The sequence below is a fragment of the Streptomyces sp. NBC_01217 genome (genome assembly GCF_035994185.1).
Classification (GTDB): domain Bacteria; phylum Actinomycetota; class Actinomycetes; order Streptomycetales; family Streptomycetaceae; genus Streptomyces.
In genome coordinates this window covers 120,760-143,320 of record NZ_CP108539.1, presented here as the reverse complement: position 1 = coordinate 143,320, position 22,561 = coordinate 120,760, and the positions used below count along the sequence as shown (strand labels likewise).

Here is a 22,561-nt window from a genome sequence, read left to right as displayed (position 1 = left end):
GTACCACATCGCTGCGCGATGTGCAAGGGGCGCGGTCGCTCCGCTCCCTTCGCCCACGCGGAGCGTGGGCGCCTCCCTCCGCTGCGCTCCTGGAGGCAGTGGGGCCGGCCGCTGCGCGCCCTGCTGGCCGCGCGGTGCGCGGTGCGGGCTGACGGGGCATCGGGTGCGGCTAGTGGGGCCTCCAGTAGGGGAGTTGGGGAGTCCTGCGGACTCCTGGGCGGGTCCGCTGCGCTCCCCCGCCTGACGGTCCTTCCGGCTGCGCCTCCAGAACCTTGGGGCCCGCTGGCGCGGGCCGGGCTGGCTACGAGGGGGTGGGTCGCTCGTTCGTGTGGGTTCTAGTGTACCGCGTGCATCGGGTTGATGCAGCATGTACCGTTGGCGGAAATACGGGACACCCCCCAACCGCCCGGGAACCTCCCCGGAATTCCGAGAGGAACGACCGCAGATGACCGGTCACCACGAATCTACCGGACCTGATCCCGCGCTGAGCAGCGATTCTCTGCGCCGGGTGACGCAGTACCAGACGGCGGCCGTGAACGCCCGGTTGAAGCTGTTCGCGCTCCTGGAGGCGCAGGGCGTGTCCGCGAGCGAGGCGGACGACCTGGTGGCCGCGCTGGAGGCCGGGGCGGTCGCCGGGGCGCAGTGCCAGGTGGTGGAGCTGGACGGCATGGCGCCGCGCCCGCGTGGCCCGGAGTTCGGGGACGGCTGGGACAAGGGCGTGAGGGCCGTGAGCGAGGCCCTGGTGGGCATCGCGGACCGGGAGTGGTCCCGGCGCGGCGGCCGGTCGGCCGGGGCCGCTGAACTGGCCTTACACATCGCGGACGTGAGGCAGCGTGAGCGGGCGGACCTGGTGCGGCTGGAGAGGTTCGTCCGGGACAGCGTGCTGCCGCGCACCTATCCGCACACCACCAGGCGCCGCCAGGCCCTGGAGGCGCTGGGCGAGGCCGGCGGTCTGTGCACGGCCCGGACGGTCAACAGCGATGGGGACTACGTCGTCTGCACGCTCGATGCCGGGCACTACGACCCGGACGACAAGCCGCCCTTCAGGGACGGAAAGCCGGGCGGGTGGCACAAGGCGGATGCGTCGATCTGGAACGACTTGGGCGCGGCATGCATTCCGCACGCGGCCGTCTGAACCACACACGAATTCACCGCTCGGGGAGGAACGGAATGTCAGCGATTCGACTCAAGGAACACCAGGTAGATCAGCGCTCCGCGTTTAGGAAGTGGGTGGGATTCCCTGCAAGGTCATCCGTGCCCCCGCAGGGTGCCCGGGGCACGATCGTGTCCGCAACCGGCTCGGGCAAGACGATCACGGCCGCCGCGTGCGCGCTAGAGAGCTTCGCGGACGGCCGGATCCTCGTGACCGTGCCGACCCTGGACCTGCTCGCGCAGACCGCCCAGGCGTGGCGCCTGGTGGGCCACCGGGCGCCGATGGTCGCGGTGTGCTCGCTGGAAAACGACGCGGTGCTGAACGAGCTGGGTGTGCGCACCACCACCAACCCGATCCAGCTCGCCCTGTGGGCCGGACACGGGCCGGTCATCGTGTTCGCCACGTACGCCTCTCTCGTGGACCGCGAAGACATCGACGCACCCGTGGGCCAGCGGAAGGTTCGCGGGCCGCTGGAGGCCGCCCTGGCGGGCGGGGAACGGCTCTACGGGCAGCAGATGGACCGGTTCGACCTCGCGATCGTGGATGAGGCCCACGGAACCGCTGGTGATCTTGGCCGTCCGTGGGCGGCGATCCACGACAACGCCCGCATCCCGGCGGACTTCCGGCTCTACCTCACCGCGACCCCGCGCATCCTCGCCGCGGCCAGCCCGCAGCGGGGCGCCGGCGGCCAGGAGGCGGAGATCGCGAGCATGGCCGACGACCCGGAGGGCACCTACGGCGCGTGGCTCGCGGAACTCGGGCTGAGCGAGGCCATCGAGCGGGAGATCCTCGCCGGGTTCGAGATCGACGTCCTGGAGATCCGCGACCCCTCCCCCGTCCTCGGGGAGTCCGAGGAAGCCCGGCGCGGCCGGCGCCTGGCCCTGTTGCAGACCGCGCTCCTGGAGCACGCCGCGGCGTACAACCTGCGCACGGTCATGACGTTCCACCAGAAGGTCGAAGAGGCCCGTGCGTTCGCGGACAAGCTGCCCGAGACCGCTGCCGAGCTGTACCTGAACGACGCCTCCGACGCCGACCTGGCCGCCGCCGACAAGCTGTCGAAGTCGTCGATCGACGCGGAGTTCTACGAGCTGGAGGCCGGCCGCCACGTCCCGCCGGACCGGGTGTGGTCGGCGTGGCTGTGCGGCGACCACCTCGTTTCCGAACGCCGGGAGGCGCTGCGCCAGTTCGCCAACGGCATCGACGCGGCCGGGCGCCGGGTGCACCGCGCCTTCCTCGCCAGCGTTCGCGTGCTCGGTGAGGGCGTGGACATCATCGGCGAGCGGGGAGTCGACTCGATCTGCTTCGCGGACACCCGCGGCTCACAGGTCGAGATCGTGCAGAACATCGGCCGTGCGCTCAGGTTGAACCGCGACGGCTCCACCAAGGTCGCCAGGATCATCGTGCCGGTCTTCCTGGAGCCCAACGAGGACCCCACCGACATGGTCGCCAGCGCCAGCTTCCGCCCCCTTGTAGCGGTCCTCCAGGGGCTCCGCTCGCATGATGACCGACTTGTCGAGCAGCTCGCTTCCCGTGCGCTCACGAGCGGCAAGCGCCAGGTCCACGTCAAGCGTGACGAGGACGGGCAGATCGTCGGGGCCGGCGGCCAGGGCGACGGCGAGGACCAGGAGGACGACGACACACAGGCCGCCGCCGAAGCCGCCCTGCTCCACTTCTCCAGCCCGCGCGACGCGGCGACGATCGCGGCGTTCCTGCGGACCCGGGTCTACCGGCCGGAGTCCCTGGTGTGGCTGGAGGGATACCAGGCCCTGATCCGCTGGCGGGCGGAGAACGAGATCACCGGCGTGCACGCCGTTTCCTACGACGTCGAGGTCGAAGTGGGGGTCACGAAGTCGTTTCCGCTTGGCCGCTGGGTGCACCAGCAGCGGAAATCCCTGCGCGCGGGTGAGCTGGAGGAACGGCGCAAGACGCTGCTGGACGCCCCGGAGGCCGGGATGGTCTGGGAGCCCGGCGAAGAAGCCTGGGAGAACAAGCTCGCCGCGCTCCGGTCCTACCGCCGGGCCACCGGGCACCTCGCACCCCGACATGACGCGGTCTGGGGCGAAGGCCAGGCGATGGTGCCGGTCGGGCAGCACATGGCCAACCTGCGCCGGAAGGGCGGCCTGGGGAAGGACGCGGAGCGCGCGGCGGAGCGGGTGACGCAGCTCACCGCGATCGACCCGGACTGGAACTGCCCATGGCCACTGGACTGGCAAAGGCACTACCGCGTCCTCGCCGACCTGGTCGACGCCGACGGCGTACTGCCAGCCATCGAACCCGGGGTGCTGTTCGAGGGCGATGACATCGGGCGGTGGCTGGAGCGGCAGAAGAACCCGGGCACCTGGGCGCAGCTTCTCCCCGAGCAGCAGGAACGGCTGTCGAAGCTGGGCGTGCAACCCGCTGAGGCCCCGGCCCCCGCCCCAGCAGCCGCTCGAACGACGAAGGGCCCGAGCAAGGCGCAGGCGGCGTTCCAGCGGGGCCTGGCAGCCCTCGCGCAGTGGGTAGAACGGGAAGGAGACCGGCCCGTGCCCCGGGGTGCAGTCGTTGAGGTCGCCGTCGACGGCGAGACCGAGCCGGTACCGGTGAAACTCGGCGTGTGGATTTCGAACACCAAGACTCGGCGCGACAAGCTCACCGCCGACCAGCTCGCCTCGCTCGCCAAGCTGGGCGTGGGGTGGGCGTGACACGCCACCTCGCCCGTCGTTGAGTTGGGAGATCAGCGAAGTGGAGGCTCCGGAACGTCGTGACCCAAGAGTCTCGTGGCTCCGGGCACGGCGCAGCCTTGGCGGCCTGCGAGACCAGGCGCAGTTGTCGGATATGTGTGATGGTGCGCCGCGCTGGGCACTTCGCACCGTGCGGATCTATCCGAACGGATCGTTGCGATCCGTATTCGCTGGGTGATCTACTGCACTCTCCATACGTAGTGGGGGGCACCGTGCGAATAGGAACTTGCATCGCTTCTGCGGTTATGGCCGGTCGGCGACGCAGCAGGAGCGCCGGTGACGCTTGCACCTGCTGATGGGGGGCGCCGAAGTCGGCGCGGCTTCCTCTACCAGGACGCGGTCACCCTTCTGGACTGTCTCGACATGCTGGATGGCCACTGGACGGAAGTCTCCTGGGAGGATTTGGAGGACATCCTCTGCCTTCGCGGAGACGTGCCTTTCTACCGTCAGGTGAAGACGGTAGAAGGTCCGGGAAAGCGCCACAGCATCGCCGACGTCTGCCGTCCCGACATGTCCAAGAAGGAAGCGAACAGAACAGCGGAGTCGAGCTACCTCGGCAAGCTGTTCATGGGAAAACCGCTACCCGAGGGCACGCGGTTCACCCTCATCGTGAACGAGACACCCTTCGCGGACCTATACCCCTTCGCCTGCGAGCGCGGTGACAAGCGTGAGCCGGTGAGCAGCGAGACCCACACCAAGGTCGTCGGGAAGCTCGCGGGGCTGAGCTTGCGAGACGGCCGGGACGTCGGATGGTGCGTCGATCGCCTGGATGTCCTCATCACAGCCCGCACCACGGAGCACGTCGAGAGCGAGGCTCACCGGCGCTTGGTCCCGTTGATCAAGGACTACCTCGGGCAGGAGCCCTTGGTGACTGAGGTCGACGAGGTGCTGAGCGGGCTGGCCCAGTACATCGCGCGAAGCGCAGCCGAGCTACGCCCACGAAGCCACTCCGCTGAGGACTTCCGAGCCATCCTGGACGGCTGTATCCGCAAGGTCACCGGCTTGCGCAGTGACGGCTCCACCGAGCGCCTGATGACCCTCCAACAGAAGCTTCGTCCTGCTGGCGTACTTGAGGCCGAGGCCGAGCGCCAGCATGAGTCGATGCTCGCCTTCCGCCAGGCCCAGCGCAGCACCGTAGGGCTTGGCCGTCAACGCCTTGCTGCCTTCGCAGACAAGGTCTACGCCATCTGTCAGCTGACCTCGGCTCGAAGGCGTGGCGGCTCCATCGCTACTGGTCCCCTGGCATACGCAGCCATCCTGGAGGCGGTCGTCCAGCTCCCGGAGGTGCAGTCCGGAGAAGTGGACTTCAGCCAGGCCGTGGCGGTACTGAGTGACATCACTGCGCGCTGCCAGAACAGGTACGAAGATGCCTCATAAGATCGGCAGGCAGGCCGTGCCGCCCGCTCACAGGGCCTGGGATCCCGATGACTCGGTCGACTTCCACGCCTCCCGGCTGCTGCTCCTCATCCACCTGTGCGGAGAGAGCCCTGGTCCGTACATCGCGGGGCGGACGAAGTTCGCGAAGCTGGACTTCTTTCTGCGCTACCCGGGGTTCCTTGAGCGCGCCCACGCCGCCCTGCCAGGGATGAATGACCTGCAGGGTAGGTACGTCGCCTCGGACGCTGCCGAGATCGAGGCGCCGATGGTGCGCTACCGATACGGTCCTTGGGACCACCGGTACCGCCAGTTCCTTTCCTTCCTCTCCGCGCGCGGTCTGGTCTCCATCACCGTGTCCTACACCCCCGAGCGCGTGAAGCTCACTGCGGCCGGCAAGGCCGCAGCAGCACGCTTCGCGGCAATGGATGAATTCGAGCCCTTGGTGGGCCGCTGTGAAGCCATGCAGGGCAACCTGGCGACGATGTCGGGCACCGATCTGAAAGAACTCATCTACGACCTGTTCCCGGACGAGGTCGGCAACGCGACGTTCCATCAGGAGATCCGACCATGAGTGAGCCCCGTACATCCGAGCGCGGCCTGCGGATCGAGAAGGTCTCCTTGGTCCATCACAGCGGCGAGCTGGACGAGTACGCCTTCGAGTCGGGCAAACTCAACATCCTCACCGGTGTCCGGAACAGCTCGAAGACCACGACCCTCAAAGTGATCGATTACTGCCTGGGCGACCGGGGAAGCCCCGCCGATGCCCTCAAGGGCGCCGTCGCCAGTGAGCACGTCGAGGTCAGTACGGATCTTCGGGTCGATGGTCGGCCGTACAAACTCACGAGGTACTTCACTCATGGGCGGATGGGCAAGATCGGCATCAACGGCGACGAGATCGCAGCCGCCGACTTCTCCGACTGGATCCTGAACGAACTGGGCTGGCCCAACCTGCTCATCCCCAAGGGCCTCCACCCGACCTCAGCCACCGAGCAGACCCCTCTGTCCTTCCGCAACACCCTGCGGCACTTCTATCGGAACGAGGACTCCTGGACCAGCTTCGCCGACAAGGAACAGGAGTTCACGCGGCGAGCCGTCGTTAGCCAGCTCTTGGGCTTCGCCCGGTCACGGACTGCTCAAGCGAACAGGGACTTCGATCTCGCTCGAGCAAAACGGCGCCTGAACGAAGCCGAGGCCGTCGACCGAGAGGTCCGCGAAAGCACGCTCCAGGCCGTCACAGCGATATCCCAGAACCTGGGCCTCCCCCTCGTCCGCTCCACCGAAGAGGTTGCCGGCGCCCGGAGAGAACTCCGCCGCGAACTCGATGCCGTGTACGAGCGCCGTCGACTCCTGACGGACGAGATTCAGGGCCTCACCGCCGGGACCCCTGTGGCCGGCTCCCCTGCCGGGTACGACCCCTCTCTGACGGACACGTACAGCAACGTCACCAACCGCCTCCGTCAAGCGACCGAGGAGATGGCCAATCTTGGACATCTCCTCGAGGAGCACCAGCGCTCAGCTCGAACGGTCACCGCGGAGGTAAGCCGCATGGAGCGCCTGGCGACCTCCATCGAGGTGTTCGACACTCTCCCGGTCCGACTGTGCCCAGCGTGCGAGCAGAACGTCGACCCGCACCGCGACCACGACGAGGATGCCTGCTACCTCTGCTTCCAGCCCGTGGACGACGACAAGCGTCAACGCAGAGCACAGGTGGAGATCAGGTCCCTGAAGTCGGAGCTGGCCGATCTCGATGACGTCATCGCGCGCTCCCGGGACGACCTGGATTCCGCGCGAACCCATCAGCGACACTTGCACGTGCAGCAGGCTCAACTGGCCCAAGAACTCAACCAGCGCCGCGCGGCGGAACTCGCTCCCTTCATGGCCACGCTGGAAGGTCTCGCCGCGCAGATCGCGCAGCTGGAACACAAGCTGACGGCCTTCCCCGCGATGGAAGAGATCTTCCAACGGCGTACGGATGCGCATCGCAGCGTGCTTTCCGCGCAGCTGCTGGTTGAACGGATCGAGAAGGAACAGGCAAACTCAACGGCGTCCGGGCTGAGTCCCATGGATCGCTGCTCCATCTTTGCCGATCGCATGAACGGCTTTCTCGCCCGCTACAGGGACACGCTGTGGGTGGCCGGGCAAGTCTCGATCAGGGACACCGACCTCACCTTCTATGTCGGCTCAAAGCCATGGGATCAAGGGCTGGGCGCAGAGGCAAAGGTTCTCTTCTTCCTGGCCTACAGCTACGCCACCCTCTTCCTCGAATCGGACCTTGACGAGGAATGTGCCTTCCCCGGCCTGCTCCTGCTCGATAACCCCTACCAACAAGGCATCGCCGCTAGCGTGGTGCACCAGGCGCTCACGGAGCTTGCCGAAGCCGCTCACGCCACCGGTACACAGGTCATCAGCACCCAGACGCTGCGGCCACCGAGTGCCCAGCACACGATCCGCGAGATCCCGATGCTGCAGGTGTACGACACCCCGTAACCAGGGTGGGAGGGCGCCCGTCAGGTGCCGAGCTGACAGGAGCGCCAACGGCGCCCGCTGATCAGTCTCGACAAGGTCGGAAGTGTGAGCCAGCGGCGCTACGAGCAGATCGTGGCCGAGCTGCGGGAAGTGGTCGAACAGCAGACGCAGGGCTCGTTCACGATCGGGGACCGCGCGCTGGAGATCGAGCCGATGCGTGAGCGGGGCGGCCAACAGGCGGCCCCGGGCCAGGAGTTGTTCACGGTCCGCGAGACGCTGCACCGTCTGGCCGAGGACATCGGACTGGCCTACAAGACGGTGGAAAGCGCCAGGTGGACAGCGTCTCGGTGGCCGAAGGACAAGCGGCAGAGGGGCGTGTCGTTCAGGGTCCACCGGATCCTGGGACAGATCGACAGCGAGGCCGAGCGGTTCGCGACCATCACCAAACCTCCCGCGGGGAGGACCCGGTGGACGTCGGACGAAGCCAACCGCAAGGTGGGCCGGCAGGTCGAGCGTCCGGCATCGCCGCAGGAGAAGATTACCGCGATCCACCATCTGGCTCGGGACGAGGACGTCGCCGCGACGGTTACCAGCGACTTCCTGAAGCGTCCGACGGTGGCGGCCAAGGTCTCCGACCAGGACAAGGTGAGGGTGGTGGAGGAGTTCACCCGGGACGAGCACGTCGCCACCCAGGTGACCACCGGTCTGCTGCGTCGGCCCGAGGTCGCGTTCAAGGCGATGAGCGACGACACCGCCCGCCACCAGGTCAATCACGCCCAGGTCGAGCGGGGCCGGCAGGCCCGCGAGCACTTCGAGGACACCAGCCCGGTCGCGCCGGCGGTCCGCAACATCGACCGGACGGTGGAGTTCCTGGACCTGGTCACCGCCTGCCACTCGTTCGTGGCCGCGGCCGGCCGGGCGGTCCCTGGTCTGCGCGATCGCACCCTGGGCGAGGACGAACGCGCGATCGTGCACGAGAACGTGGCCAAGGTGAGGGCGACGCTCGACTGGATCGAGACCGCCGTCGACACCGGCAAGGTCGACATGGACGGCGAGCTGGCCCGCATGCTGCGGGGCGAGTAGCCGTGGCTCGCGCCTCACGGCGCAAGGGTGATGCCGCCCGGCGGCACGCAGACACCATCCGGTTCGTCCTGTTCGAGGCCAGGCCCGCCGGCCTGCTGATGCACCAGCTGATCAGGGCCAGCGGGCTGTCGGACAGCCAGGTCAGATCAGGGCTTGCGGCCCTGCGGGACGAAGCGGCATCCAAGGGCTGGCCGCCCCTGATCTGGACCCGGGCTGACGGCTACCAGCTCGGCGCTGAGCGGGCCGCGCTGGAGGCATACGAACGGGCGGTGGTCAGGGAAAAGCTGACCCAGTTCCGCCGGTTCATCACCGGCACCGTCGCCCCGCATGCCGCGGCCCATCCGAACGACAAGTGGGTCAAGCACATCGTCGCCCAGCTCAACTCCATCGAATCCACCCTCGACCTCATCGCCAGCGCCTGACCGATCCCGCGGGGGCCGACCGGCTTTGCCGGTCGGCCCCCGCCGCGGGTCAGTGACGGGAGGAGAAGTGCGTCACCGCTGCTATCCCTCGGACATGACGGACGACGAGTGGACACTGATCGAACCGCTGCTGCCGCCGCCGGCCTGCGACACCACACGCGGCGGGCGGCCGGAGAAACATCCCCGGCGCGAGGTCGTCGACGCGATCCGATACGTCGTGGACACCGGCTGCAAATGGCGGGCCCTGCCTGCGGATTTCCCTCCCTGGAGGACCGTTTGGGGCTTCATGGCCCGCTGGGCGGCAGCCGGAGTCATCGGCCAGATCCGTGACGCCCTGGCCCAGCGCATCCGCCGCGAGATGGGCAAAGGCCCCAGAGCCGTGGCCACGATCATCGACTCCCAGTCGGTGAAGGCGGCCTCCACCGTCGGCAAGGACAGCCGCGGCTACGACGCAGGCAAAAAGATCAACGGCCGCAAGCGGCACCTCGTGGTCGACACCCGCGGCCTGCCGCTGATGGTGATGGTCACCCCGGCCGACCTGCACGACTCCGTCGCCGCCAGGGAAGTCCTCTTCCGCCTGCGGCTGATGCACCCCGAGATCACCATCGTCTGGGCCGACCGGGCCTATGCGGGCAAGCTCGTGACCTGGGCAAAAAGGCACCTGAACCTCACGATCAAGACCGTCAGCCGCCCCAAGGACACCTCCGGCTTCATCGTGCTGCCCCGACGCTGGGTCGTTGAACGAAGCCTGGCCTGGATGATGAACGCCCGCCGGCACGCCCGGGACTACGAACGGCTCATCCAGCACTCGGAGACACTGATCACCTGGGCCGCGATCACGCTCATGACCAGGCGTCTCGTCCGAACCGGCCGGACGAAGTAGCAAGAGGCGGACCAGCCGATCCGTCAGCCCGTCTCCCGACGAGGGAAGAAACGGCGCCGCAGACGGTCACCGACTTCGCCGACGACAATCACCAGCACCGCACTCGCCGCACAGCCCGCGAGACTCGTCGGCTGATCGAACAGCATCCCCAAGCCCAAGAAGGCAGCAGTAATAGCCGCCCACCACGCAACCCACAAGCTGACCACAGACCACCAGCGCCGTCTCTTCACGCGATCAAGATACTTCCCCCATCAGAGCGGGCCCAGCGTCAGAAACAGCTGCTCGCCTTCAACGACGTCACCGTCGAGATCCGATCCTCGAGCTCTCAAGACCCGTCCCAGAGACCCAGACGTGTGAGCCGACGCTGCCGCAGCCGCTCTCCAGCCGCTGTCAGAGCGAAGAGGAGCCACACAACCAGCCCGGCCAGCGCTGCTACCACAGGGCCGTCAGATTCGTCCTCAGACGACACCATCAGGAAGAAGAACGCAAAGGGCACAGCCATGCAGAGGCCGGCGCCGACCGGGTGCCGGGCCACCCACTTCTGAATCCGAGTCGGACGCCTCTGTCCACCAAGCGCCCGGTCCACGGCCCAAAACGCATTACCCAGAGACCGCCACCAGCTCGTCACGGCTGAAGGATACGACAGCCAGTCGGGCACGCCGATAGAAGGCTCAGGCCCGAGCTGGTTGAGAGACAACTCAGCCTTCCCGAGGTGCGACTGGGCCAGCTGTCCGGGCGCCTGAATCCTTGCGTGCCGAGAGCAGGAACAGGACCGCAGCGGCGGCGGCGAACCCCAAGCCGACGCTGCTGCAGGCCATGACCGTCTCGAATGAAGCGTCGGCGATCCGGGGGATACCGTTGAAGAGCATGAGGGCGTAGATGCACAAAATGCCGTAGGCGCGAAGCCGCATCCCGGCTTGTCGCTTGCGCATCCACGGCGGCGTCCACCCCGCCAGTATCGCCACGGGCATCGGCAGCATGAGCGCTGTGGACACTGCCAGCGCTATCCAGTGGTACAGCGGATTGCCGTTCATCCCGACCCCTTCGTAGGCGATCACCAGCCTACGGAGGGTTGGCGAGGCCCGTCCATGCCGAACACTGCGAGCTTCCGGCGGACCAATCCGGTCAGAGCACCAGTTGCGAAACAGCTACTGACGCCCGACCGACCCGCTGTCGGTCCGCTCACATCTGTGCGGCCCGATGGTCAGCGCCCCAGTGCCAGCAGCCGTGCGAGGTTGGTGTCGTGCATGATGCGGCCGACTGTGAGAACGAGCCTGGTCTCTGTGGTGCCCACCATCACTACTGACCACTCCCCGCCGACCGGACCCCGGACCTTTTGAGGCCGGGGTCTCGCGCTGTCACCGGCCGGACATCGGTGCCGCCCTGCAACACGCGCACCCCACTCCCGCTTTTGCAGGCATTCCCGCAGGTCAGGGTGAAACGCGGCCTCCGTTTCACCCTCGCGTTTCAGAGTGGTGTTGCAGTCGCCGTGCTGTCGGGCCCACGCGGGCTACCAGCGGCATAGGTCCTTGGTGAGTTCGCGGTGCCACTCGGTGCGCCGCGGCACGTACTCGTCGGGCGCCGCCCCGAGCGCGACGGCCTGGTCCGTGACCCCGTAGGTGACCCGGTAGGCCAGGACCTGAGTGGCATGGTCCATCCACTCCTGCGTCTTGTGCGCCGGCGGGACGGGACCGAGCACGGTCACGAACCACATGGGCAGCAGGGCGCGGTCGCGGATCGCGTCGGCCAGGCGGCCGCGCAGCAGCCAGTTCAGCTTCCGCTCCGCCTTGTCGCCCTGCTCGATCAGCGACGCCTTCGCCTGCCGCAGAGTGTCGTCCTGGGCCAGTGCGGCCCGCGCGGCCTGGGCGGTGCCGGCCAGCTTCTGGGCCCGCTGACCGTGGCTCTCGGCGAGGGTGCGGGACATGCCGAAGTCCATGACGGCCTGCTTGAACTCGCGGGACGTGCGCGGCTGGCTGGCCAGGACGCCAGCGGCCTCCACCACCTTGTCGCGGTGCTCGTCGCGCTCTTCGACGGCCCCTTCGTAGTGGCGGATGTTGAGGCGGTGGGCTTCGCGCTGGTGTCTGGGGAGCAGGCCGGAGCGTACGTTCCAGCCGTGGTTGGCGGTCCTGGCCAGCTTCTGCCACTCCGGGTCGATGGTGTCGAGGTCGGCGAGCGGGGCGCCGCCCGCGGCGAGCAGGTGCGCTTCGAGGGCCTGGACGCGGCCGGTCAGTCGCTTGAGGGCCTGCTCGGTGTCCTGGATGTCGCCGCGTACCTCGTCGTCCAGCTCGGTGAGCTCGGTGCGGACGGTGCTGAGGTCGTCCTCGATGCGACGGACATCGCCGCGGATGTCGTTCAGCTCGTAGTCGAGGTCTTCGACCTCTCCCACCTTCGTACGCAGCGAGTGCAGCTCGCTCTCCACTCCGCCGGTCCGGCTCTCCAGACGGCGGACCTGATAGCCGTAGTCGTCGCTCACCGCCGCGCCCCCTTCGGGTCGGCGCCCGTGCTGTCCATCGAGGACCCGGCGACAAGCATCCAGCCCAAGGCGGCGGCGATGATGAACCACCGGCTGATCACGCTCAGGCTGATGAGGGCCATCAAGAGCGCGACCACGTGCAGTCCGACGGCTCCGAAGCGGCGGTCACGGTGCTGCTCGGCATCGACCTTCTGGAAGCAGCCGGCCACCGTGCCCACGAAGTGCGGGACCAACAGAATCAGCCACCAGGTCGACCGGTCGAGGATGAAAACAAGCGCGATCAGCACGGCACCGACGGCCGCCTGGCCGCGCCAGGACCACGTCACGATGCGCTCACTGCGCCTGCGCTCGGGTTCGGCCAGACGCTCGGGGATCGTCTTCTCGAACTCCACCAGCCTGCTGGTGACGTTCACCAGCCGGGCGTACTCCACCGCGAACTGGTCGTCGTCGAAGTCGTGCTTCAGGACCTCGGCATGGTGAGCGCCGACCTTCTGCTGAAGCTGCGCCAACTGCTCCTCGATCTGCTGCTCGGTGCTGCCCACCGAACCACCCCCCACCCGCGATGCGACGACACGCCCACCGGACGCTTTCCCGTCGGCGGTCACCGCCAGCCGTCAAATCGATCGACCGTATCCGCAGCTGTCCGGGACTCGCCGGGTAATCGCACGCAGTGGCCGAAACCGTGCCGATCACGTCCGTTGTGCTGCTGCCCTACCAGGGGCTTCACGGCGATGGCAGATACAGAGCACCGTCAGCCGACGGGCGGTGCAGTCCTGTCCGCGGTGAGCGCCGCCTCCAGGCGGTCCAGCCGTTCGTAGAGGGCGCGGACCAGGCGGGCGCGGTTCTGGACGCAGTGCACGGTGCCCTCCAGCGTCGCGGACAGCCGGCCTTCCGCCTCGCGCAGGACGACGTCGGCGAGCGCCCGGCGCCCGCTGCTCTTCGGCAGCTGGTCCGCGCGGCGCCGTACGTCGGAGGCGACGGCGCGGGCGTGGCCGGTCAGCTGGAGGCCGATCTGCTCGTAGTCGCGTTCGGCGAGGGTGTCCTCGCCGTTCCACGCGAGCACGGCTTTGACGAGGCACTCGTACGGTTCCCGGTCCAGCGGGAGTTCCGCCTCGATCAGCCCGTCGGGGTCGTACAGGACCGTGTGGCTGCTGGTGTGCATGGCGGGCCTCGCTGCCGGGAGCGTCTCGTGCGGGTGGCCGGCGGTCACCGCTGGGGTTCCTCGCTGCCGCCGTCCCCGTCGTCCTGGTCCTCGCCGTGCCGACCGAAGAACCGGGCGAAGCCGCGGTCCGCGCGAGCGAGCAGGGCCGGGGAGGGGACGCCGTACGCGGGCGGCTGGAGGACGCGGCCCTCCGGGGCCGGGGCGGTGGTGTCGTGGTGTGCGCGCATGCGGCCCCGCCTCTCCGGCTGGTGGTCCGTCGGTGACTTCGACGCTACGCAGCGTGGGAGACCACCTTCAACGAGATTGCGCGAAATTGCGGAGGTTCACTCCAGGGCGTCCATCGCGGCCGCGATGAGCGCGCGGGCAGCCTCGCCGTAGACGGCCATCTCCGCGAGGCCGGCGAACGCCTTCAGGTAGTCGGCGAGCTCGCGCGGCTGCGTCACCTTGATCTCCGCCGTCAGGGTCTCCACCACGGCGCTGGTGTCGTCGTGGACGTAGAACGCCTCCAACGGCCACACGGTGCGCTGCGCGGTGAACGGGATGATCCCCAGCGAGAGGGACGCGAGCGGCATCACGGTCAGGAGGTGGCGCAGCTGGCCGCGCATCGCCTCGGGGTCGGCGGTGCGGAAGCGCAGGACCGACTCCTCCATGAGGACGACGTAGCGGTGCCCGCCCTCGTAGAGGAACCGGGAGCGGGCGACGCGGGCGGCGACGGCTTCGGCGACGTCGTCGGGGGTGCCCTGGAAGCGGGTGATCTGGTTCATGAGGGCCGTCGCGAACACCGGGGTCTGAAGAAATCCCGGGGGCACGTTAGAGAGGTAGACGCGGCAGATCCGGGTCTGCGCGTGCAGGTCGTACCAGTCCTGCTGGACCTGGCGCATCCCGTTGCGGTGCAGGCGGCGCCACTCCATGTACATCGAGTCGACGGCGCGGGCGGTGGCGATGAGGTCGTCGGCCTGGTCGTCCGCGCCGCACGCCGCGCACCAGGTCCGGATGTCCGCGTCCGAGGGCAGGGCGTCGCCCTTCTGGATCCTGCTGGTCTTCGCGGGGTGCCAGCCGCACCGGGCGGAGAGTTCCTTCCCGGTGAGGCCGGCGTCCTTGCGCAGGTGCGTGAGCCGCACGGCGAGCGCCTCGCGGGCCGACTGGGCACTGGACGAGGGTGAGGTGGTCGTCATGGAGTGGCGGCCCTTGATTTGCGTGGGTCAGATCAGATGCGGTAGTCGGCGTGCGGGGTGGCCAGGTCCCACACCGCACGGAACGCCTCCGCGCACAGCTTGATGGCCTGCGGGTCCTCGGTGTGGTCGGGCTCCAGGGCCTCGCCGTCGCCGGAGAAGACGTTGAAGCGGACGACCTGGTCGTCGATGAGCCAGAAGTCGTTGCCCGGCAGGGCGAGGGTCGAGGCGCGGCGGCGGGGCAGCCAGCGGACCTGTTCACCGGCGCGGAGGTTGGCGTCGGTGATGGCGTGCTCGAAGCGGATGTAGTCGGTGACGGGCTCGGACACGACCCTCGCCCGCCAGACCTTCACCCCGCGCGCGACGGTCCGCTTCACCAGCGGCAGCCACCCGTTCCAGTAGTCCGAGTCGTCTGCGGGGACGCTCCCGTCGCGCAGGAAGGTGTCGTAGACCTCCCGCTCCTCCCCCACGGCGTAGGCGTCGCGGAGCTCCAGGTGCAGGGCGTGCCGTTGGGCGGAGTCGAGCAGGTCCTCAAAGCTGAGGACGGGCGGCTTCTGCGGCATCGCATGCCTTCCTGATCTGGTCGATCATCCGCACGGAGAGCCGGATGACGCCCTCGTCGTCCGCCGGCGGACTGTCCTGGCTGCACGCGGCCCGGGTCGCCGTGTCGGCGAACTTGCCCTGCAGAACCAGTTCCGGCCCCTCAGCGGCTTCGGTGTCCACCCACACCGCGGGGCAGTTCCCTCCGCCGGAGTTCGGGTCCGTGCCGAAGAAAAGTAACGCCATGATCGCCTCCGGAGAAAGCCAGTTGCGGGGAGTTGCGCAATGACCGTCCCGCGCAGCGGCGCCTCGGTCAAGGGCGCGCGGCTTCACCGGCTCGCCGCTACCGCTCCCGGGCCGGCTTCCTCACGCTGGGGCAGGCACGGCGTGGGCCAGGCCGAGTTCCAACGCCAGGCCGCCCACCGGTCGGTGTCCGTGAACGGCCCGGCCCGTTCCTCGAGCATTGCGAGGACCTGGGCGCGGGCGAGCTCCACCGCCTGGTGCTCGATGTCGGTGACGATGCCCAGGCGCCGCACGTGGGCGTACTCGTCTTCGTCCTTCCACGTCCACGTGCTCAGGTCGGGGGCGATGACGAGGTCGACGGTCAGGTCGAAGGTGTCGAACCCGGTCTCGGTGCGGCGGGTGGGGTGCTCGAAGTTGACGTACCAGTTCCTCAGCCCGCCCGCGGTGAAGAAGGCGTTGATGCTGAACCACGCCTGCGGCGGCTTCCACAGCAGCAGCTCCGTCTCCTGCCACACCCCGGGCGCCAGTTCCCACTCCCCCGTCGCCATCGCGTCGAACGCCTCCGTGCGCACCGAGCGGTCGCCGTCGGCGCGGGCCTTGGCGTACAGGGCGGGCCAGCGGGCCTGTGTCCCGGGCGCGCACGCCGTCACCAGCGCCTTGCCCGTGTCGGAGACCACACGCAACGCCAGCTCGCTCCACACGCGCCCGGAGCGGTACACATCACGCCGCACCACCGTCTCCCCAGTCGTGAAGGTTTCCACTGGTGCCTCCCTCGCGTGGCTTCATTGATGTCTAGCGACAGCACTTGTCGACGGGTTCCGACAGCAGTTGGTGACCAGCCTGGCTCGGATTGTTGACGAGAAGTGATGGCACTGCCGGCTGTTGCTCGCTCTGCGCAACTATTCGCTGTGACTGGACGGAGGGCGTCCGTAGGGTGCGTCCATGGCAGACGAGAGTGAGCGGGCAGTTCAGGCGGCTATCGAGGCGGAGCTGCGGCTTCTCGACCCCGCCGTGCGCGCCTCGCCGTCCTTGGTGTTGCAGCTTCTTGACCCCGACTTCACCGAGATCGGAGCGTCCGGCAGGCGCTGGGACGCAACGTCGATTCTCACCGTGACGAGTGCTGGTTCAGTGGACCCAGAGTCTCCGGTCAAGGTCAGCGAGATGTCCGGGGGCGTACTCGCTCCGGGCCTCGTTCACCTGACGTACTTCGCAGACAACAACGGGCGCCGAGTATGGCGGAGCTCCCTGTGGCGTATGACCGGAACGGGCTGGCGCCTGTACTTCCACCAGGGCACTTTGGCGAGCTGAGCGGGTATGGCCCGGTCAACCGTGGCGGGATCCTCGGCGCGTGCTCGCGCTGGCGAGGCGGTAGGAGTCGGGGCAATAGCCCTCATGCCTCCCAAACTCATCAACATCGCCTGACCGCGGATCGGGGCGCCTCCCAAACCCATCGACAGGTGACGTCACTACTGCTCGACAAAGCCACTCGCGAGCCCGGCCGGGACGTCCAGCAGGGCGGGCACAACCTCAGCGCGCCCGGGGCCGGGTGGGCAAGCCGCCGTTCGGGGCGGCTAGCCCACCCCCTCTCGGTCAGGCTTCCCCGGGGGCCGGCTCCCACAGGGAGCGGGCGCGCCCGGTCCCGTCGCAGTGGAAGCAGCAGCCGCTCGCGGCATCGTTGCGGTCGCTGATGGTGTAGGTGGCGTCATGGAAGAGCCGGGTGAGCCCGGCGGTGTGCGCGGCGTGGATCGGGAGCTCCTGCCGTCTGCCGAGCGTGAGCTCCAGGGCGACGCCGGGGCCGGTGAAATGGGTGCGGGGCAGGTTGCCGGTCATCGAGCGGAGCGTCTCGTTCACCTCGTGCATCGTCTCCGCGCCGGTCAGCTGCACCCGGGCCGCGAGGATCGTGTCGGCGGCCGCGGTGAAGGACAGCAGCCCGGCCGGGCGGGCGAGCGGCCCGACATGGCCCACCGCGTCGGGGTGGGTGTGCTGAAGCTGGACCAGGGCGTGCCACAGATCGCCCGGCAGAGAGAGAGGGGTGGTGGTCTCTTCTCGACTGCGTCTCATACGGCCTGTGTACGGCCTTCCGTAGGCCGTGGCCTTCGGGTGGGCCCGCTTGTCCCGCGCGATGGCACGGGGACTTCGGCGCCCATTCCGCCCACCGGGCCGGACGCCGGACAGCCCCTCCGGCGGCGGGGCGTGCCCGGCGTCCTGTGCGGCGTCAGCGGCCGGGCGGTTCGGGGTAGCGCCGCCGGCGCCGGTCCGGGTCGTCGACGCCGATCTCGTACCAGGGCTCGCCGCGCTTCAGCCGGGGCAGGGTATTCACCCACACCGCGACGGTGATGCCCTTCACGTCGGCAGTGAGCGCCTGGCGACGGTTGTCGAGCAGGTGCTCCTCCTTCCCCGCCAAAACGACATACAGCAGCGGGAAGCGCTCGGAGCGGGTGTATCGGTGGCGTTGCCAGAACGGGTACGTGCTGCCGTTGGTGCCGCGGGCTCCTTCCCAGACGCGGTGCCCGGCGTAGCGCTCGTAGTCCCAGACCTCCTTCGCGAGGCGGGCCTGGGACATGGTGCCGTTGTCGAGCTCGAAGAGGCGTACCTCGCTGGTCTTGGTCGGCACGGCGAGGACGGCGTCGGTGTTGAAGCTCAGGCCGGTCTGCTTGATGGCGTGGTTCACCTCCACCTGCCAGTCGGTCAGGCACTCACGGTCTCCGGACAGGACCGTGTCGGTGTAGGCGAGGATCATGTCCGTCACCGCGAGACCGTGCGGGCCGAGCCCGGCTCGAACAGCCTTCGCTCCGGTGCCGGCCTTCGGACGCAGCGGCAGCTCATTGCCATCGGCCAGAGCCTTCTGCCCCGCCACCGTCAGGTTCCAGATCTGGTGCTTGCCGTCCTTGCCGTTCGTCTCCGCCAGCCCGAGCTCCGCCAACTCCTTCATCGCCCTGCGCACGTATGACCGGCCATCCGACTTCTCCTTCGTGATCACCTCAGCCATCTGCCGAACCGTCGCTATCCGCACACACCCCAGCAACCGCAGCGCATCGGCTCGTACCTTCCCGGCCGTGGGAGTGGACTTCTTTCCCTTCGCTGACGTCTCAGGGGAAAGGAGAGAGGTGTCAGCGTGCCGGGAGGCCCCCTGGCGAGCGGTATGAGCTGCGGTGATGGGCACGACGTTGGAATCGTTCGCGGCACCGTTCACGGCACTGGATTCCGGGCCGCCCACAGGCCGCTCAGCACCCCTTGTCCAGGTCGGGCGCGGCTTCGGGTCGGGCTGCCGGGCGCTGCTGGCGTACGTCATGACAAGGCTCCTCACGCAGGTGGCGCGGGGGTCCGGATGGAACTCCCCCGTCACTTGCTAGAGGTGTGGCGAAAGTCGACGGTGTGACATCCACCGAGCGCCGTTACCGAGCCGTGATCACCCGGTGGGCGCCGCGCAGAGCTCGGAGACGATCGCGAACGACGTCGTCACCATCGGCACCGCCATGGCCAGCGGCATCACCGCGTGCGTGGTCTGGCCGTGCGCCATCCCGTTGCCGATCTGCCGACCATAGTCGAGGTACTCCGCCTGCCGGGCCGTCAGGATCCCGTCGGCCGCGCCCTGCTTGATGAGCCCGTGCAGCGGCTTCTTGCCCGCGTCCGGGATCCGGTCGCGCAACACGATCTCCACCGCGATCAGTGAGTGCATGACCGCCACGGCGGAGAACTCGTAGCAGTAGTACGACTGGCGCAGCAGCTCACGGGCCCTACGCAGGACTGTCGCCGCGGCCTCGGGAACACCGTCGGGCACGACCAGGTCCTCAACGAGGTCGTGCATGTCGGCGTAGCTGTCGACGAAGAGGTGGGCGCGTTCGTCCGGGACCGGGAACGGCAGCCGCACCGGGCGCGCCGCGCGGCGGCGGGCCCTCTATCACACACCCCCTTGTCCGCGACCTGGTCAACGACCGACACCGGGTCCGACAAGGGAAAACGTGTTGGGTAGCGAACCTGGTCTAGGAACGACGCGCGCCCGTCGAAACCTGGTCAAGGGGTCGGTCGGCGGTGCGCGCACCGGTGCGGTGGCGGACATCGCGGTGCGCACCGCAGTGGCGTCCATCGTCGTCCGGTGCGCACCGGGGTGGAGTCCACTCAGTGGAGCCCATCGGGTGGACTCCACTGAGTGGACTCCACCCGATGTCGTGCATCGCGCAGCGGATGCAGAACATGGCGCGCTCCACTCGGTGGACGATGCCCGGCATCGTCACCACAGCCAGGCGTTGGAGTGCTGCACCCGGGACTGGGCGCGGGCATCGCGGCGCGCGGCCGCGTTGCCGATCCGGTTCTGCCGGGACCGGGGCCGGCGCGACTGCGCGGCGACGAAGCGGCGCCATCCGGCGTCCTGGAGCCGCCGCCGTTGCTTGCGCAGCTCCTCCTTCCTCGCCGCCTTCGACTTCGGCTTCCGGGGCCGCTTCCAGACCGGCTGCCACCCCAGGGGCTCATCGGGCTCCTGGTCCTCATCGAGCGCGGCGGCCATCTTCTTGGCGGCTGCGCGGGCGCGGGCGAGGACATTCTCAAGGCTGGGCTGTTCTTCCGGGGTGCTCACGCGACTCCTCCTGCGGTCCGGCCCGGTGTGCGCTGGGTGCCGGGCTGCTGGGTGTGCGGCGGCGGTGCCGTCGCCGGGGCGGGCTGAGGTCGGGGTCCGTGGGCGACGGCACGCTCTCGGGTGCCTTCCTGGAGCTTGGCGGCGGCCTCGAGTGTCCGGCGGGTCTGCTCCACCGTGGCGGCGTCGGTCCTCTGCTGCGGAACGCGGCCGGTCTTCGGGTCCGAGTGGAACGGCCGCAGGCGGGACGTCGGGGTGGCGGGCACGGCGACGGTGCGCGGCCGGGTGCGGGAGCTCAGGCGGTCCGCGCGCCGCGCTGCGTGGACCCGGGCGGTCAGGGCTCCGGCGGCGAGGCGGGCCCGCTCGTACGGGGAGGCGGACCGTTTGCGGGTCAGCGGGCGCAGCACGGCCTGGTCCTCGGTGTCGCGCGGGTACAGAGCGCGCAGGTCGGCGGTCATCATCCGGCGTCCGGCCGGGCGGATGTAGTCGTCGACGACGCTCTGCACAATCTGTTCGTCCAGGCCGGGCTGGTGGGGTCGGCCGCGCAGGGCGTAGGCGAGGTGGCGGCGGGCTTCGGCGAGCAGGTGTCGGCGCTTGAACGCGCCGCGCATCACGTACACCACGGCGACGACGTCGACGGCGGCCAGGGCGATGTCGACCACCGGCCGGACCCGCGCCCACACTGCTGCTGTCGCTGCTCGCGCCTGCTCTGCGAGCCGGTCGATGACGTCGGCACCGTAGGCCCGGATCGCTGAGTCCCGCCATCGCTCGCGCAGCTCGGTCAGCGACAGCAGCGCCTTGCGCTTCGGCGGGCGCGTCTGGTCGGCGGCCTGGCAGCCCAGCGCGTAGGAGGCCCGCTCCCCCGGCGTGTGACCCTGCCGTTCTTCGTAGTCGGCCACCAGGACGGACAGCGCGTCCTCGATCTGCTGACGGCGGGTCGACTGCCAGCCGATGAGCCGCTGGTCGATGCCCGCGATCTCCATGACCGGTCGTCGGCCGGGTGTCACCTCGCGGGGCTCCCACGCCCATCCGAGCCGGGCGGACACCTCCTCCATGAAGTAGAGGGTGTAGAGGGTGTCTGCCGCGACGATGTGGGCCAGCACCGAGTCCGCCGACAGGTTGCCCCACGTTCCCTTGCCGTCCGGCCGCCGGGCGCGGATCGAGACCAGCGCATGATCGTGGAGAAGGGGCTTCGACTCGGCAGCTCTGGACTCGTAGTGCCGGAAGACCGCGATGATCAGCCCGTCCCGGATCGGCTTGCGGTGCTTGCCGCCGCTCCCCCAGCGGATCTCCGCGGCCGAGTCCTCCAGCCACGCCAGCGTCTTGTCCCGGGCGATGTCCTGGCACAGCTCCAGCACCAGGCGGGTCTCGTAGTCACCCAGCGCCCACGCGACGTGTGCCGTCGGCGGGGCCCGGAACGTCAGGTCAATGGCCAGCCAGGGCGTCCGCTCCTTGGCCTTGTCGGTCTTGGGTGAGCGGTTGTGCTCGATGGGCCTGCCAAGCACGGTCGCTCGCCGCGCCGTCGCCGGGTCGTCGCCCGCCTCCAGGCGCTCGCGCTCGATCCGGTCAGCGTCCGGGTGCCGGCCCTCCCCCAGGAGCAGTTCGGCCTGCCGCTCGGTCACCACGTCCCCGGCCTTGAGACCGACCGCCGCCAGGCCCCGGCCCCTCCAGACCCCGGGCGGGACACCAGCTTCGTCCTGGGCGGCGCGCAGCGGCTTACCCGCAGGGCGTTGGCCGTCGCCGACCATCACGCTGCGGAAGTAGTACTTCCACCCGTCGCCGGGGCGGACCTCCGCTTTGCTGATCACCGGGCCATGGAACCCCGCCGTTGACCTGTGGAAAAGCGTGATCCGGGGTGCTTCCCGCCGGGCGGGAGGCCATCACCAGATCTTTACCGCAGCGCCCGTCAGGCGGGCCGCCACGACAGCCCGAGACAATAAGCCGCCGCCGTGTGCACAGTCCGCCGCATGATCAATGAACCGCTCTACGGAGACCCCTGCCCGCTGTGCTCGCTACCGCTCCGACCTGAGTTCCGCCGTACCCGACCCTCCGGTCAGCAGGACCACCTGGCCCTCGTCTGGTTCGACCGGTACCGCTGCGACGGCTGCGAGGCCGCCCGGCCTCAACAGTTCTGGGACGTGATGCGCGCCCTCTACGAGAGTTGACAGTGCCGTGCGAATGCTGCGCCTCGACCACACAAGCACCACCCGCCTTGAATTCACGGTGCAACCAACTACACCGTCATCGAGCACACACCAGCGCACGACTCCCCTGACAGCCCACCACCGCCCCCCGGC

Annotated in this window: 24 protein-coding genes; 10 read left to right on the top strand and 14 right to left on the bottom strand. The window is 69.0% G+C overall.

Features of this window, described 5'->3' with window-relative positions; translation table 11 throughout:
- Positions 1-445: 445 nt before the first annotated feature.
- The 8 genes from OG507_RS40225 to OG507_RS40190 all read left to right on the top strand — a co-directional run bounded on the left by OG507_RS40225 (position 446) and on the right by OG507_RS40190 (position 10,104).
- Positions 446-1,135, top strand: coding sequence for a hypothetical protein (locus OG507_RS40225; RefSeq protein ID WP_327372370.1), 690 nt, complete (start codon positions 446-448; stop codon positions 1,133-1,135).
- Between the two features lie 35 nt (positions 1,136-1,170).
- Positions 1,171-3,834: a DEAD/DEAH box helicase gene (locus OG507_RS40220; RefSeq protein WP_327372369.1), complete on the top strand. Its 2,664-nt coding sequence runs from the start codon at positions 1,171-1,173 to the stop codon at positions 3,832-3,834.
- 315 nt (positions 3,835-4,149) lie between these two features.
- On the top strand, positions 4,150-5,250 hold the full coding sequence (locus tag OG507_RS40215; protein WP_327372368.1) for a dsDNA nuclease domain-containing protein: 1,101 nt from the start codon (positions 4,150-4,152) through the stop codon (positions 5,248-5,250).
- On the top strand, positions 5,240-5,821 hold the full coding sequence (locus OG507_RS40210; RefSeq protein WP_327372367.1) for a hypothetical protein: 582 nt from the start codon (positions 5,240-5,242) through the stop codon (positions 5,819-5,821). The genes OG507_RS40215 and OG507_RS40210 overlap by 11 nt, the downstream gene beginning before the upstream one ends.
- Positions 5,818-7,737, top strand: a complete 1,920-nt coding sequence (locus tag OG507_RS40205) for a hypothetical protein (protein WP_327372366.1) — start codon at positions 5,818-5,820, stop codon at positions 7,735-7,737. The genes OG507_RS40210 and OG507_RS40205 overlap by 4 nt, the downstream gene beginning before the upstream one ends.
- A gap of 84 nt (positions 7,738-7,821) precedes the next feature.
- Positions 7,822-8,799, top strand: a complete 978-nt coding sequence (locus OG507_RS40200; protein ID WP_327372365.1) for a DUF6192 family protein — start codon at positions 7,822-7,824, stop codon at positions 8,797-8,799.
- Between the two features lie 2 nt (positions 8,800-8,801).
- Positions 8,802-9,221 (top strand): RacP protein, encoded by a 420-nt coding sequence (locus OG507_RS40195; RefSeq protein ID WP_327372364.1) that lies wholly within the window; start codon positions 8,802-8,804, stop codon positions 9,219-9,221.
- Positions 9,222-9,288: 67 nt separating this feature from the next.
- The gene (locus tag OG507_RS40190; RefSeq protein WP_327372363.1) at positions 9,289-10,104 is read left to right on the top strand and encodes an IS5 family transposase; all 816 of its coding nucleotides are present in this window, start codon (positions 9,289-9,291) and stop codon (positions 10,102-10,104) included.
- A 698-nt stretch (positions 10,105-10,802) separates the two neighbouring features.
- Here OG507_RS40190 and OG507_RS40185 read toward each other — a convergent pair.
- From OG507_RS40185 to OG507_RS40145, 9 genes are all read right to left on the bottom strand, one after another.
- Positions 10,803-11,162 (bottom strand): hypothetical protein, encoded by a 360-nt coding sequence (locus tag OG507_RS40185; RefSeq protein WP_327372362.1) that lies wholly within the window; start codon positions 11,160-11,162, stop codon positions 10,803-10,805.
- 452 nt (positions 11,163-11,614) lie between these two features.
- Entirely contained in the window at positions 11,615-12,577 is a 963-nt protein-coding gene (locus tag OG507_RS40180; protein ID WP_327372361.1) for a hypothetical protein, read from the bottom strand.
- Positions 12,574-13,119 (bottom strand): hypothetical protein, encoded by a 546-nt coding sequence (locus tag OG507_RS40175; protein WP_327372360.1) that lies wholly within the window; start codon positions 13,117-13,119, stop codon positions 12,574-12,576. Before OG507_RS40175 ends, OG507_RS40180 begins: the two co-directional genes overlap by 4 nt.
- A gap of 209 nt (positions 13,120-13,328) precedes the next feature.
- The gene (locus tag OG507_RS40170) at positions 13,329-13,739 is read right to left on the bottom strand and encodes a DUF6415 family natural product biosynthesis protein (protein WP_327372372.1); all 411 of its coding nucleotides are present in this window, start codon (positions 13,737-13,739) and stop codon (positions 13,329-13,331) included.
- Positions 13,740-13,783: 44 nt separating this feature from the next.
- Positions 13,784-13,966, bottom strand: coding sequence for a hypothetical protein (locus OG507_RS40165; protein ID WP_327372359.1), 183 nt, complete (start codon positions 13,964-13,966; stop codon positions 13,784-13,786).
- A 96-nt stretch (positions 13,967-14,062) separates the two neighbouring features.
- Positions 14,063-14,914: a Scr1 family TA system antitoxin-like transcriptional regulator gene (locus OG507_RS40160; RefSeq protein WP_327372358.1), complete on the bottom strand. Its 852-nt coding sequence runs from the start codon at positions 14,912-14,914 to the stop codon at positions 14,063-14,065.
- Between the two features lie 32 nt (positions 14,915-14,946).
- Positions 14,947-15,474 carry a DUF6879 family protein gene (locus tag OG507_RS40155; RefSeq protein ID WP_327372357.1) on the bottom strand — a complete coding sequence of 176 codons (528 nt, stop codon included), beginning with the start codon at positions 15,472-15,474 and terminating at the stop codon, positions 14,947-14,949.
- A complete protein-coding gene (locus tag OG507_RS40150) occupies positions 15,443-15,697 on the bottom strand; it encodes a hypothetical protein (RefSeq protein ID WP_327372356.1) in 255 nt (84 codons plus the stop codon). The genes OG507_RS40155 and OG507_RS40150 overlap by 32 nt, the downstream gene beginning before the upstream one ends.
- Positions 15,698-15,780: 83 nt before the next feature.
- Positions 15,781-16,455: a DUF402 domain-containing protein gene (locus tag OG507_RS40145; protein ID WP_327372355.1), complete on the bottom strand. Its 675-nt coding sequence runs from the start codon at positions 16,453-16,455 to the stop codon at positions 15,781-15,783.
- Between the two features lie 181 nt (positions 16,456-16,636).
- On the opposite strand from OG507_RS40145, the gene OG507_RS40140 reads away from it, so the two are divergent.
- Positions 16,637-17,002 (top strand): nuclear transport factor 2 family protein, encoded by a 366-nt coding sequence (locus OG507_RS40140; RefSeq protein ID WP_327372354.1) that lies wholly within the window; start codon positions 16,637-16,639, stop codon positions 17,000-17,002.
- Between the two features lie 282 nt (positions 17,003-17,284).
- On the opposite strand, the gene OG507_RS40135 is transcribed toward OG507_RS40140, so the two are convergent.
- From OG507_RS40135 to mobF, 5 genes are all read right to left on the bottom strand, one after another.
- Positions 17,285-17,755: a hypothetical protein gene (locus OG507_RS40135; RefSeq protein ID WP_327372353.1), complete on the bottom strand. Its 471-nt coding sequence runs from the start codon at positions 17,753-17,755 to the stop codon at positions 17,285-17,287.
- Positions 17,756-17,909: 154 nt separating this feature from the next.
- Complete coding sequence (locus OG507_RS40130) at positions 17,910-18,986, bottom strand: replication-relaxation family protein (protein WP_327372352.1); 1,077 nt, start codon at positions 18,984-18,986, stop codon at positions 17,910-17,912.
- 117 nt (positions 18,987-19,103) lie between these two features.
- The gene (locus tag OG507_RS40125) at positions 19,104-19,565 is read right to left on the bottom strand and encodes a hypothetical protein (RefSeq protein WP_327372351.1); all 462 of its coding nucleotides are present in this window, start codon (positions 19,563-19,565) and stop codon (positions 19,104-19,106) included.
- A gap of 360 nt (positions 19,566-19,925) precedes the next feature.
- Positions 19,926-20,267 carry a hypothetical protein gene (locus tag OG507_RS40120; RefSeq protein WP_327372350.1) on the bottom strand — a complete coding sequence of 114 codons (342 nt, stop codon included), beginning with the start codon at positions 20,265-20,267 and terminating at the stop codon, positions 19,926-19,928.
- Positions 20,264-22,072 carry a MobF family relaxase gene (mobF, locus tag OG507_RS40115; RefSeq protein WP_327372349.1) on the bottom strand — a complete coding sequence of 603 codons (1,809 nt, stop codon included), beginning with the start codon at positions 22,070-22,072 and terminating at the stop codon, positions 20,264-20,266. The genes OG507_RS40120 and mobF overlap by 4 nt, the downstream gene beginning before the upstream one ends.
- A gap of 159 nt (positions 22,073-22,231) precedes the next feature.
- Here mobF and OG507_RS40110 point away from each other — a divergent pair, with 159 nt between their 5' ends.
- Positions 22,232-22,429: a hypothetical protein gene (locus OG507_RS40110; RefSeq protein ID WP_327372348.1), complete on the top strand. Its 198-nt coding sequence runs from the start codon at positions 22,232-22,234 to the stop codon at positions 22,427-22,429.
- The last annotated feature ends 132 nt before the right edge of the window (positions 22,430-22,561 follow it).